The organism is Pantoea sp. UBA6567 (genome assembly GCF_002434165.1).
GTDB lineage: Bacteria > Pseudomonadota > Gammaproteobacteria > Enterobacterales > Enterobacteriaceae > Pantoea > Pantoea eucrina.
In genome coordinates, this window is record NZ_DJJN01000003.1 from 152,062 (window position 1) to 164,443 (window position 12,382).

General features: G+C 55.6%; 10 protein-coding genes. 1 reads left to right on the plus strand and 9 read right to left on the minus strand.

Annotated features, from left to right (window positions below):
- Nucleotides 1-403 precede the first annotated feature (403 nt).
- The 6 genes from dapB to ribF all read right to left on the minus strand — a co-directional run bounded on the left by dapB (nt 404) and on the right by ribF (nt 7,198).
- Nucleotides 404-1,219: a 4-hydroxy-tetrahydrodipicolinate reductase gene (dapB, locus tag B4M48_RS02020; protein ID WP_288655815.1), complete on the minus strand. Its 816-nt coding sequence runs from the start codon at nt 1,217-1,219 to the stop codon at nt 404-406.
- Nucleotides 1,220-1,441: 222 nt separating this feature from the next.
- On the minus strand, nt 1,442-2,395 hold the full coding sequence (gene ispH, locus B4M48_RS02025; RefSeq protein WP_039382499.1) for a 4-hydroxy-3-methylbut-2-enyl diphosphate reductase: 954 nt from the start codon (nt 2,393-2,395) through the stop codon (nt 1,442-1,444).
- On the minus strand, nt 2,376-2,846 hold the full coding sequence (gene fkpB / locus B4M48_RS02030; RefSeq protein ID WP_071669088.1) for an FKBP-type peptidyl-prolyl cis-trans isomerase: 471 nt from the start codon (nt 2,844-2,846) through the stop codon (nt 2,376-2,378). The genes ispH and fkpB overlap by 20 nt, the downstream gene beginning before the upstream one ends.
- A gap of 69 nt (nt 2,847-2,915) precedes the next feature.
- Entirely contained in the window at nt 2,916-3,413 is a 498-nt protein-coding gene (lspA, locus tag B4M48_RS02035) for a signal peptidase II (protein ID WP_039382492.1), read from the minus strand.
- Nucleotides 3,413-6,232: an isoleucine--tRNA ligase gene (gene ileS, locus B4M48_RS02040; RefSeq protein WP_094110720.1), complete on the minus strand. Its 2,820-nt coding sequence runs from the start codon at nt 6,230-6,232 to the stop codon at nt 3,413-3,415. Before ileS ends, lspA begins: the two co-directional genes overlap by 1 nt.
- 27 nt (nt 6,233-6,259) lie before the next feature.
- Nucleotides 6,260-7,198: a bifunctional riboflavin kinase/FAD synthetase gene (gene ribF / locus B4M48_RS02045; protein WP_039382487.1), complete on the minus strand. Its 939-nt coding sequence runs from the start codon at nt 7,196-7,198 to the stop codon at nt 6,260-6,262.
- A 319-nt stretch (nt 7,199-7,517) separates the two neighbouring features.
- Here ribF and rpsT point away from each other — a divergent pair, with 319 nt between their 5' ends.
- Nucleotides 7,518-7,781, plus strand: a complete 264-nt coding sequence (gene rpsT, locus B4M48_RS02050) for a 30S ribosomal protein S20 (RefSeq protein ID WP_039382484.1) — start codon at nt 7,518-7,520, stop codon at nt 7,779-7,781.
- A gap of 108 nt (nt 7,782-7,889) precedes the next feature.
- Here the strand turns inward: rpsT and nhaA are convergent, their stop codons facing one another.
- The 3 genes from nhaA to dnaK all read right to left on the minus strand — a co-directional run bounded on the left by nhaA (nt 7,890) and on the right by dnaK (nt 12,368).
- Nucleotides 7,890-9,068 (minus strand): Na+/H+ antiporter NhaA, encoded by a 1,179-nt coding sequence (gene nhaA / locus B4M48_RS02055; protein ID WP_039382481.1) that lies wholly within the window; start codon nt 9,066-9,068, stop codon nt 7,890-7,892.
- A 150-nt stretch (nt 9,069-9,218) separates the two neighbouring features.
- On the minus strand, nt 9,219-10,355 hold the full coding sequence (dnaJ, locus tag B4M48_RS02060) for a molecular chaperone DnaJ (protein WP_288655820.1): 1,137 nt from the start codon (nt 10,353-10,355) through the stop codon (nt 9,219-9,221).
- A gap of 102 nt (nt 10,356-10,457) precedes the next feature.
- A complete protein-coding gene (gene dnaK, locus B4M48_RS02065) occupies nt 10,458-12,368 on the minus strand; it encodes a molecular chaperone DnaK (RefSeq protein WP_288655823.1) in 1,911 nt (636 codons plus the stop codon).
- Nucleotides 12,369-12,382: the final 14 nt, after the last annotated feature.

The window sequence follows — 12,382 nt, forward strand, 5'->3', positions numbered from 1 at the left end:
CAATGTAAAAACCGCCTGACTGCTCGATTTTTGGCAAATTGCGCGCATTCTAATGATCACCTCTGCTGATGTCTACCCGGAAAGGCTATTTTTTTATGTTTTTCGGAGGCTATAACTAAAATATAGTGCAAACAGGGCAAAAGCAGCATCTTAATAGAGTAATTAATCGGTTGCCTGACAACAATAACCGCCGAATAAGCGGAGCTACGCAAAATATTTGACCAAATGGTCAAATTTAATCTTAGCAGCTGAGAAAAAGATGAGTTAACTTGCAAATAAACCCATTACGAAGATATTTTATGGCGAAGAGGTTATTTTGACAAAAATAAAGGGCAATAAAAATATTGCCCTGCCAATCAATGGACTAGCGACTGAAAAACCACATCACGATGGCTCACAACAATCAATTTTTTGCTAAATCAAGCACATCACGCATGTCATAAAGACCATTTTTTCGCAACTCAACCCAGACTGCAGCCCGGACGGCACCTTTTGCAAAGGTCATCCGGCTTGAGGCCTTGTGGCTAATCTCTATCCGTTCGCCGATATCAGCAAACAGAGCAGTATGCTCACCAATGATGTCGCCGGCGCGCACCGTGGCAAAACCGATAGTGTGCGGTTTGCGCTCACCGGTATGGCCTTCACGCGCGTAAACCGCATGATCCTCCAGCTTCCACTCCATGGCGTCCGCAATGGCTTCACCCATTGCCAGCGCGGTTCCTGAGGGCGCATCAACTTTATGGCGATGGTGCGCCTCAACGATCTCGATATCCGCATACTCCCCCATCACTGAGGCCGCCTGCTGCAGCAGATTCAGCATCAGGTTGACGCCAACGCTGAAGTTGGCAGCAAACACGATGCCAATATCCTCTGCCGCTGTACGAATTGCGGCTTTTCCGGCGTCATCAAAACCGGTTGTGCCAATCACCATCGCCTTTTGATGCTGGCGGCAAAAGGCCAAATACTCCAGCGTGCCTTCCGGACGCGTGAAGTCGATTAGCACATCGAAATCGTCCACCACCTTTAGCAAATCATCGGTGACGGTGACGCCGGTTTTACCGATGCCCGCCAGCTCACCCGCGTCTGTACCCAGCAGTGAAGAGCCGCTGCGCGCCAGCGCAGCGCCCACCGCCACGCCTTCCGCCTGATGCGCGGCCTGAATCAGATTTCGTCCCATGCGGCCCGGCGCACCAACAATAGCTAAGCGGATATCACTCATATTTATTCATTCCTGATACAAAACTATGCATGCAAAGCGTAAACAGGTTAACCATCAGCTAACCGTCACGCCACAATAAAAAAGGGATATAAGAATTTCAGGACAGCGATAAAACATTATCAGTAAAAGCAATCCCGGCGGCTGGTTGTGGCGAGGCACGCAGCCGTACATAAAGAAAAGGCCGAACAATGTCGGCCTGATACGGTAGCAAATGTTAAACGCTTACTGCACGTTGCGCACGTCAACGCGCAGCTCTTTCGGCACTTCGAATACGATATTTTCTTCGCGGCCGATCAGCTCAATGGCTGCTTCACCACCGAGTTCGCGCAGGCGCTGGATCACCTGCTGTACCAGAATATCGGGCGCAGAAGCACCTGCCGTCACGCCAATACACTCTACGCCGGTTACCCACTCTTCCTGAATATCATCCGCGGAGTCGATAAGCTTCGCCAGCTTGCCTGCGCGCTGCGCCAGCTCAGCCAGCCGGTTAGAGTTAGAGGAGTTTTTTGAGCCGACCACCAGCACCACTTCAGCATCCTGCGCCAGCACGCGCACCGCTTCCTGCCGGTTAGTGGTGGCATAGCAGATGTCATCTTTGCGCGGGCCGATAATGGCCGGGAAGCGCTGACGTAAGGCGTCAATGACGTCAGAGGTGTCATCAACTGACAAGGTAGTCTGCGTCATAAAGCAGAGGTTGTTCTCATCTTTGACGGTCAGCTTAAACACATCTTCCGGTGATTCCACCAGATACATGCCGCCATTGGGGTTGCTGTATTGCCCCATGGTGCCTTCCACTTCAGGATGACCGGCGTGACCAATCAGGATCGCCTCCACCCCTTTACGGCTGGCACGCGCCACTTCCATATGGACTTTCGTTACCAGCGGACAGGTGGCATCAAACAGCATGGTCAGATCGCGCGCTTTTGCTTCAGCGCGTACCGCCTGCGATACACCGTGTGCTGAGAAGATGAGAATGGCACCATCCGGCACTTCACCGATCTCTTCGATAAAGATCGCGCCACGCTCGCGCAGGCTGCTCACTACATAACGGTTGTGCACCACTTCGTGACGCACGTAGATTGGCGCGCCATACATCTCCAGCGCCCGCTCAACGATGCTGATAGCGCGATCCACACCGGCGCAGAAACCGCGCGGGTTAGCTAACAGGATTTGCATTGTTATCCTCCAGCGCCGGGTCGATCTCAAGGACTTCAATATCAAACCGGACAGGCTGCCCCGCCAGCGGATGATTAAAATCCACGGTGATTGAGTCACCGGAAATTTCGCGGATTACGCCAGGCATCTCGCTGCCGCCCATGCCGCTGAACAGCATGATTGCGCCGATTTCCGGCTCGCCCGCGTCGATAAAGTCGCGACGCGAAAAGTACTGGATCAGATCCGGGCTGCTGGCGCCAAACGCATCTTCCGGCACCAGGGTAAAGGCGAGCTGATCGCCCGCTTTGCGCCCCAGCAGCTCGCGCTCCAGCGCCGCCGACAGGCTGCCGTCACCCAGACGGAACAGCGCAGGCTTGCCGTTAGCACGGGTGGATTCGGCAGTAGAGCCATCCTCCAGCTTGAGCGTGAAATGCACCAGCAGCGCGCTATCGGGCTGAACTGTCTCTGTCATCGGTTACCCTTACTCTCTTTTTCATCATGCCTGCGCCTGCAGCCGTGACCGGCGTGCAGGCAGCAGACGTCAGGATGTTGCTTTTTTGCCGCTGGGGCTGAAGAACCCCTCAAGCACCACCAGCGCCGCGCCGATGCAGATGCCGCAGTCAGCGATATTGAACGTGGCGAAGTGCCAGTTACCGACATAAAAGTCGATAAAGTCGACGACAAAACCGTGCCAGGCGCGATCGAACAGGTTGCCAAGCGCCCCGCCAACAATCAGCGCATACGCAATATTGCTGAGCCTGTTGCTGGCGCGGTTGCGATACATCATCACCAGCAGCGCGACCACAATGGCAATGGCAATACCGGCAAAGAACCAGCGCTGCCAGCCACCTTTGTCTGCCAGGAAACTGAACGCGGCGCCATAGTTATGGGCATAGAACAGGTTCAGAAACGGCATCAGCGGCTGCGTTTCATGCAGCATCATATTGTTCATGACCCACAGCTTGCTGGCCATATCGATGCCAATAACGACCAGCACCAGCCAGCTCCAGCGCAGTCCGGTAGAACTGAGTTTAGTCATCAGGCAAATTTCCGTACTTCACCGTCACCGGCTACGTTTGAGTAACAGCGTCCGCACACGTCGGCGTGCTCCGGATTCTGGCCTATGTCGGTAGTATAGTGCCAGCAGCGCGGGCACTTCTCGCCTTCTGCTTTATGCAGAACGATTTTCAGCCCTTTCAGCAGGTCGCTCTGCTGCGCCTCATCGCTCGCCGTTGCGTAATCGGCTACCGTCGCGCCGGAGGTCAGCAGCACAAAACGCAGCTCGTCGCCAAGCGCCTGCAGCTTCGCGCCCAGCTCCGGTTCCGCATAGAGCGTGACCGTCGCTTCCAGCGCGCCACCGATGCGCTTGTCGCTGCGCGCCTGCTCGATCGCTTTGTTGACTTCGCCGCGGACTTTCAGCAGATCGGCCCAGAACGCATCGTTCATCGGCTCATCCGCCGCAAGACCGAACAGATTGTCATACCACTCTTCAGTGAAGACATACTGCGCGCGTTCGCCCGGCAGGTGACCCCAGATCTCATCAGCGGTAAAGGACATGACAGGCGCCATCCAGCGCACCAGCGCCTCCACAATGTGCCACAGCGCGGTCTGGCAGCTGCGACGCGCCAGGCTGTCGCCCTTCGCGGTGTACTGGCGATCTTTAATCACATCCAGGTAGAACGACCCCATCTCAATGGAGCAGAAGTGCATCAGACGCTGCACCACTTCATGGAAGTCGTAGTTTTCATAGGAGGCAACGATATCCTGCTGTGCAGCCAGCGCACGTCCTACCGCCCAGCGATCGACCACCACCATCTCTTCCGGCGTAACGCAGTCAGTAGCCGGATTAAAGCCCGCCAGGTTAGCCAGCAGGAAGCGTGCGGTGTTACGAATACGGCGATAGCTGTCGGCAGCGCGTTTCAGGATCTCATCCGATACCGCCATTTCGCCGGAGTAGTCGGTAGAGGCGACCCACAGACGCAGAATGTCCGCGCCAAGCTTATCCATCACATCCTGCGGCGCTACCGTGTTGCCGATCGACTTCGACATCTTGCGACCCTGACCATCCACGGTAAACCCGTGCGTCAGAACCTGACGATAAGGCGCTTTGCCTTTCATCGCCGTAGAGATCATCAGCGAGGACATAAACCAGCCGCGATGCTGATCGGAGCCTTCCAGATACATATCCGGCGCGTGTCCCTCAAACTCCGGACGCGCATCGACTACCGAGAAGCTGGTTGATCCCGAGTCAAACCATACATCCAGCGTATCCGGCACTTTCACGTACAGATCGGCGTCGTCACCCATCAGTTCGCGCGGATCGAGATCCCACCACGCCTGAATGCCATCCTGCTCCACGCGCTGCGCAACTTTCTCCATCAGCTCAAGCGTGTCAGGGTGCAGCTGCTCACTCTCTTTATGCACAAACAGCGCCATGGGCACGCCCCAGGTACGCTGACGCGAGATGCACCAGTCAGGACGGTTGGCAACCATCGCTTCGATACGCGCCTGACCCCAGTCCGGGATCCACTGCACGCCTTTAATCTCTTTCAGCGACTGCGCGCGCAGCCCCTGCTGATCCATGCTGATAAACCACTGCGGCGTCGCCCGGAAGATGATTGGCGTTTTGTGACGCCAGCAGTGTGGGTAGCTGTGCAGCAGTTTCTCCACGTGGAGCAGCGCGCCCTTCTCTTTCAGCAGCTCAACAATCATGTCGTTAGCTTTGAAGACATTAACGCCATCAAGCGACGGATAAGTGCCCGGCAGATAGGTACCATCTGGTGCCACCGGGTTAGCGGTCTCGATGCCATACTTCTGACCGATTACGTAGTCATCCGGGCCGTGTCCAGGCGCGGTATGCACCGCACCGGTACCCGCTTCCAGCGTAACATGCTCACCCAGCACCACTTTCGACTGAACCTGCGTCAGGAACGGATGCTGAAACAGCTGCAGCTCCAGCGCTGCCCCCTGGCATTCACCCAGCACCTGCCACTCGCTGATGCCGGCGCGCTTCATCACGCTCTCCACCAGATCTTTAGCGAGGATCAGGCTGCGGCCCTCAATCTGGACCAGCTGGTACTCAAATTCAGGATGCAGGGAGATCGCGCGGTTGGCGGGCATGGTCCACGGCGTGGTGGTCCAGATCACCAGTGAAACCGGCCCCTCTGAGGCGCTGACGCCAAAGGCTGACCGCACCGCGTCGGCATCCAGCGCGTTGAACATCACGTCGATAGACGGCGAGGTTTTGTCGTAATACTCAACTTCCGCTTCCGCCAGCGCTGAACGGCAATCCATACACCAGTGCACCGGCTTCGCGCCTTTATGCAAATGGCCGTTACCGATGATTTTGCCCAGTGCACGGATGATGTTGGCTTCGGTCGTGAAGTTCATGGTCAGATAGGGACGATCCCAGTCGCCCAGCACGCCAAGGCGGATAAAATCTTTTTTCTGCCCTTCTACCTGCTCAGCGGCATAGCTGCGGCAGGCGGCACGAAACTCTGCCGCGCTGACTTTCTCGCCCGGCTTGCCAATCATCTGCTCAACTTTGTGCTCGATCGGTAAGCCGTGACAGTCCCAGCCCGGAACATAGGGTGAGTCGTACCCTGCCATGCCTTTCGACTTGACAATAATGTCTTTCAGAATCTTGTTAACAGAGTGACCAATATGAATATTGCCGTTTGCGTACGGAGGGCCATCATGCAGGATGAAGGTTTTTTTCCCTTTTTTGGCGGCGCGGATGATGCCGTAGAGATTGTCATCGTACCAGCGCTGCAGCATGCCCGGTTCGCGTTTGGCCAGATCGCCACGCATCGGGAACCCCGTTTCCGGCAAATTCAGGGTAGATTTATAGTCACTCATCAGATTCTCGATTCCGTCTGTCGGTCATTAAACCGGTGTTTGTAGCCCAAAGAATTGGCGGGCTGTCACCACATCTTTTGCAATTTGTTCTTTCAGCGCATCCAGCGAGGAAAAGCGCTGTTCGTCGCGGATCTTCTGTTTCAGCACCACCTCAATATGGCGGCCATAGAGATCCATATGTGTGTCGAGCAGATGAACTTCAAGCTGCTGACGTAAACCTTTTACCGTCGGGCGGGTACCGATGTTGGCGACGCCTGGCACCGGCTCTGCGGTCAGACCCAGCACTTCCACGGCAAACACGCCCTTAACCGGCGTGACCGCGCGACGCAGCGGCAGATTAGCGGTCGGAAAACCTATGGTACGGCCCAGTGCATCACCGTGCACCACGCGGCCTGAAATGCTGAAGGGATGGCCAAGCAGCTGCTGCGCCTGCGCAAAATCATCCTGCGCCAGCGCCTGACGGACAGCCGTACTGCTGATGCGCTTACCGCTGTCGCAGAAGGTCTGGGTGCTGATGACCTCAAAGCCATACTCTGCACCCGCTTTCTGTAATAACAGGAAATCCCCTTCGCGACCAGCGCCGAAGCGGAAATCATCACCCACCGCCAGAAAACGCACGTCGAGTTTCTCCACCAGCAGCTCGCTGATAAAACGCTGAGCCGGATAAGCGGCAAACTGACGATCAAACCGGATGCAGAGTACGGCGTCGACGCCAGCACGCTGCAGCCAGCGCAGTTTTTCACGCAGCCGCGTCAGACGGGCCGGTGCTTTTTCACCTGCAAACAGCTCCAGCGGCTGCGGTTCAAACAGCATCACCACCACCGGCAGGTTGCGCTTACGGCCCTCTGCAATCAGCTGCGCCATCAGCGCCTGATGACCGCGATGCACACCATCGAAATTACCAATGGTCAGAACGCAGCCGCGATGCTGCTGTTTCAGATTATAAATACCGCGGATTAACTTCATGGCTGACTCAAACCGGTGGAAATCGGCGGATTATACCCTTGAATAGCGCTCAGGTTAACCCGTATACACGCCTTTCCTGTGCTGAAGCGCCCTCTGGCCCGCCGGCGCGCAACAAATCACCATACCCGATGAAGAAATTGTTGCGAAATACTGTATTCAGAGCGGGGTTGCTGGTAGAATCTTGCGCCATCAATTACGTAAGCGGGTGTCGTGGTTAAAACGACGCTTATTTGCACAAATCCATTGACAAAAGAAGGCGCAAAAGGCATAGTCCTCGGCCTTTGATTTGTCCATATAGAACACATTTGGGAGTTGGACCTTGGCTAATATCAAATCAGCTAAGAAACGCGCCGTAACATCTGAGAAACGTCGCAAGCATAACGCGAGCAACCGTTCTATGATGCGTACTTTCATCAAGAAAGTATACGCGGCTATCGCAACCGGCGACAAAGCTGCTGCGCAGAACGCATTCAACGAAATGCAACCAATCGTGGACCGTCAGGCTGCTAAAGGTCTGATCCACAAAAACAAAGCTGCACGCCATAAAGCAAACCTGGTGGCTCAGATCAACAAACTGGCTTAATCGCCCGTCTGTTTTTCGCTTTGTAGAAAGAACCGGCTTATAGCCGGTTTTTTTGTGCCTGTTATCTGCCGCTGGCAGAGTATGAGGAGGCTGACGCCTCCTCTCCGGTTAACGCAGCTTAACGCGCAATAGCGTATAGCCAATCACCGCTGACAGCAGCGAGCCGCTAAGAATACCCAGTTTCGAGAACGTCACCAGCTCTTCATGCGCGGCGTCAAAGGCCAGCGAACTGATAAAGATAGACATGGTAAAGCCGATACCGCACAGCACGCCTATGGCCATGATATCGCGTATCGTTGTCCCGCCCGGCAGCGCCGCCAGACGCAGTTTTACGGCCAGCCAGCAGAACAGCGTAATACCCAGCGGTTTACCAATCAGTAACCCGAGGATAATCCCCAGCGGCTCCGGTGAGAACACATCACCAAAGGTGATACCACTCAGTGAAATCCCGGCGTTAGCAAACGCGAACAGCGGCAGAATCAGCCAGTTCACCCACGGCATCAGGCCGTGCGCCAGGTGCTCAGCGGGTGAATGCCCCTCTTTCTCCTCCAGCGGTACAAAGAAGCCGACCACCACGCCCGCCAGCGTGGCGTGCACGCCCGACTTCAGCACCGCGGTCCAGAGCACAATCCCGACCAGCATATAGACGGCGATGTTACGCACGCCACAGCGGTTAAGCAGGGCCAGCACCACGATGGCGGCAGCCGCCACGCTGAGCGACAGCACGGAGAGATCGCTGGTATAGAAGAGAGCGATAATCACAATGGCGCCAAGGTCGTCAATGATGGCCAGCGCCATCAGGAACACTTTCAGCGCCACAGGAACACGACTGCCAAGCAGCGCCAGCACGCCCAGGGCGAACGCGATATCGGTCGCGGTCGGGATCGCCCAGCCGTTGCGGGCAATCTCGTTATCATGGTTGAAGATCAGGAAAATCAGCGCCGGGGCGACCATGCCGCCGAGGGCAGCGATCACCGGGAAAATGGCGCGATCGCGACTGGCCAGCTCGCCGCTGATTAACTCGCGTTTGACTTCCAGACCAATCAGCAGAAAGAACAGCGCCATCAGCGCATCGTTGATCCACAGCAGCAGATTTTTGCTGATATCGAGTGCGCCAAAGCGGATCTGTACCGGCTCTGCCAGGAAGCTCTGGTAGCCAGCGGCCGTTTCCGCGCTGTTCGCCAGTACCATAGCTGCGACCGCAGCGAGAATTAATACCATGCCGTTACTGGCATCGCTTTCGATAAAGCTTTTCAGCAACGTTTTGATTGAGCGGGGCTGCTTCATTACTCCTCCTGAGCAAAAACAATTTGTTAAGGAGTGTAACCGCGTTAACCCTGTGATAAAAGCCGCTTGCCGCGTCTTTACGCCAGTTTAAAATCAATAAAAAAGCGGAGAGGCATCTCTCCGCTTTTAGTCTGCACCCCTGGCACTGGATCAGCGCGTCAGGTCATCAAAGAACTTCTTCACGCCGTCAAAAAAGCTTTTTGAACGCGGGCTGTTCTTTTCACCGCTCGGGCCACCAAAGCTCTCTTCCAGCTCACGCAGCAGCGCTTTCTGCTTATCGTTCAGGCTGACCGGGGTTTCCACCACCACGCGGCACAGCAGGTCGCCAACGGCGCCGCCACGCACTGATTTCACGCCTTTACCGCGCATGCGGAACAGCTTGCCGGTCTGGGTCTCCGCAGGCACCTTCAGCTTCACGCGGCCATCCAGCGTCGGCACTTCAATCTCGCCGCCCAGCGCCGCCATCGCAAAGTTGATCGGCACTTCGCAGTAGAGGTTATTCTCTTCACGCTCAAAGATTGGGTGCTTTTTCACCGAGACCTGAACGTAGAGATCGCCTGCCGGTGCGCCATGCTCGCCCGCTTCCCCTTCGCCACTCAGACGAATACGGTCGCCGGTATCTACACCCGCCGGAATTTTTACCGACAGCGTTTTCTGACGCTCTACGCGTCCATGACCATGACAGGCATTGCACGGATCCTTGATGACCGAACCGCGACCGTGACAGGTCGGACACGCCTGCTGTACGGTGAAGAAACCCTGACGCATCTGTACCTGGCCTGCACCGTGGCAGGTCGGACAGGTCTGTGGCTGCGTGCCCGCTTTGGCGCCGCTGCCGTGACAGACGTCGCACTCTTCCAGTACCGGGATGCGGATCTCTTTGGTCACGCCGCGTACCGCTTCTTCCAGCGTCAGCTCCATGTTGTAGCGTAAATCGGCACCGCGTGATGCACGCTGACGGCGACCGCCGCCAAAGATATCGCCAAATACGTCGCCAAAGATATCGCTGAAGTCTGCGCCGCCGCCGCCGAAGCCGCCACCAAAGCCGCCGCCGCCGCCCTGTTCAAAGGCCGCGTGACCATACTGGTCATAGGCTGCACGCTTCTGAGCATCCGTCAGAATTTCGTACGCTTCCTTCACTTCTTTAAATTTTGCTTCGGCTTCTTTGTCGCCCGGATTACGGTCCGGGTGATATTTCATCGCCAGGCGCTTATAAGCCTTTTTAATTTCACGCTCATCAGCCGATTTTGAGACGCCTAAGATCTCGTAAAAATCACTCTTAGCCATTTTGTTCTGCCCTTAACATAGTTGCACGGGCGTGGAGAAACTCCTACGCCCGTGCTGGTTTCAACGGCTGTCAGGCCAGCCGTCGCGCCCGGTCAGGGGCAATTATTTTTTATCTTTAACTTCTTCGAACTCAGCGTCGACCACGTCATCCTGCTGCTGCGCTGACGCGTCGCCGGCGTCCGCTGCGCCTGCCTGACCCTGCTGCTGTGCCATCTCCATCAGTTTGCCGGAGACTTCCATCAGCGCCTGCATTTTCGCTTCGATAGCCGCTTTGTCTTCGCCTTTCAGCGCGGCATTCAGCTCAGTCAGTGCAGCTTCGATAGGTGCTTTGTCTTCTGCAGAGAGCTTATCGCCCGCTTCATCCAGCTGCTTGCGGGTGCTGTGCGCAATCTGGTCACCCTGGTTGCGCGTCTGCACCAGCTCTTCAAACTTGCGGTCAGATTCAGCGTTCGCTTCCGCGTCACGCACCATTTTTTCGATCTCATCTTCGTTCAGACCAGAAGAGGCTTTAATGGTGATTTTCTGCTCTTTACCGCTGTTTTTATCTTTCGCTGACACATGCAGAATACCATCAGCATCGATGTCAAAGGTGACTTCGATCTGCGGCATACCGCGTGGTGCAGGCTGAATGCCGTCGAGATTAAACTGACCCAGCGATTTGTTATCGCCAGAACGCTTACGCTCACCCTGCAGCACGTGAATGGTCACGGCAGACTGGTTATCTTCAGCAGTAGAGAACACCTGACTGTGTTTGGTCGGGATAGTGGTGTTCTTGCTGATCAGCGCGGTCATTACGCCGCCCATGGTTTCAATACCCAGCGACAGCGGCGTGACGTCCAGCAGCAGCACGTCTTTCACATCACCTGCCAGTACGCCACCCTGAACGGCAGCACCAACCGCTACGGCTTCGTCCGGGTTCACATCTTTACGCGGCTCTTTGCCGAAGAACTCGGTCACTTTCGCCTGCACCATTGGCATACGGGTCTGACCACCTACCAGGATGACATCGTTGATGTCAGAGACTGACAGGCCAGCATCCTGCAGCGCAACTTTCAGCGGCTCAATTGAACGGGTTACCAGGTCTTCTACCAGAGATTCCAGTTTCGCACGCGTCACTTTGATGTTCAGGTGCTTAGGACCGGTCGCATCTGCCGTGATGTATGGCAGGTTAACGTCGGTCTGCTGCGCTGAAGAGAGTTCAATTTTTGCTTTCTCAGCGGCTTCTTTCAGACGCTGCATCGCCAGCGGATCGTTATGCAGATCGATACCCTGGTCTTTCTTAAACTCGGCTACCAGATAGTTGATCAGGCGGCTATCGAAGTCTTCACCACCCAGGTGGGTATCACCGTTGGTTGCCAGAACTTCAAAGGTTTTTTCACCATCAACGTCATCGATCTCAATGATTGAGATATCGAAAGTACCACCACCCAGGTCATAAACCGCGATAGTACGGTTGCCCTGGCCTTTATCCAGACCGTAAGCCAGCGCGGCTGCGGTTGGTTCGTTGATGATACGCTTAACGTCCAGGCCCGCGATACGGCCCGCATCTTTGGTCGCCTGACGCTGTGCGTCATTGAAGTAAGCCGGTACGGTAATAACCGCTTCAGTCACCGCTTCACCGAGGAAATCTTCCGCGGTTTTCTTCATTTTTTTCAGCACTTCAGCAGAGATCTGCGGCGGTGCCATTTTCTGGCCCTTCACGTCCAGCCATGCGTCACCGTTATCAGAACCGGTGATTTTGTACGGCATGATTTTGATATCACGCTGTACTTCTTCATCCTGGAAACGACGGCCAATCAAACGCTTGATAGCGAACAGAGTGTTCTGCGGGTTGGTCACTGCCTGACGTTTAGCCGGCTGACCTACCAGCGTTTCGCCGTCTGCGGTATACGCAATGATTGACGGCGTAGTGCGATCGCCTTCAGCGTTTTCCAGCACGCGTGCCTTGCCGCCGTCCATGATCGCCACACAAGAGTTGGTTGTACCCAGGTCAATACCAATAATCTTACCCATCTAAACGTCTCCCA

Excerpts from the sequence above, each read along its gene's own strand:
- ileS (WP_094110720.1), bottom strand. The coding sequence starts at position 6,232 with ATGAGTGACTATAAATCTACCCTGAATTTGCCGGAAACGGGGTTCCCG.
- fkpB (WP_071669088.1), bottom strand. The coding sequence starts at position 2,846 with ATGACAGAGACAGTTCAGCCCGATAGCGCGCTGCTGGTGCATTTCACG.
- lspA (WP_039382492.1), bottom strand. The coding sequence starts at position 3,413 with ATGACTAAACTCAGTTCTACCGGACTGCGCTGGAGCTGGCTGGTGCTG.
- dnaJ (WP_288655820.1), bottom strand. The coding sequence starts at position 10,355 with ATGGCTAAGAGTGATTTTTACGAGATCTTAGGCGTCTCAAAATCGGCT.
- nhaA (WP_039382481.1), bottom strand. The coding sequence starts at position 9,068 with ATGAAGCAGCCCCGCTCAATCAAAACGTTGCTGAAAAGCTTTATCGAA.
- ribF (WP_039382487.1), bottom strand. The coding sequence starts at position 7,198 with ATGAAGTTAATCCGCGGTATTTATAATCTGAAACAGCAGCATCGCGGC.
- ispH (WP_039382499.1), bottom strand. The coding sequence starts at position 2,395 with ATGCAAATCCTGTTAGCTAACCCGCGCGGTTTCTGCGCCGGTGTGGAT.
- dapB (WP_288655815.1), bottom strand. The coding sequence starts at position 1,219 with ATGAGTGATATCCGCTTAGCTATTGTTGGTGCGCCGGGCCGCATGGGA.
- dnaK (WP_288655823.1), bottom strand. The coding sequence starts at position 12,368 with ATGGGTAAGATTATTGGTATTGACCTGGGTACAACCAACTCTTGTGTG.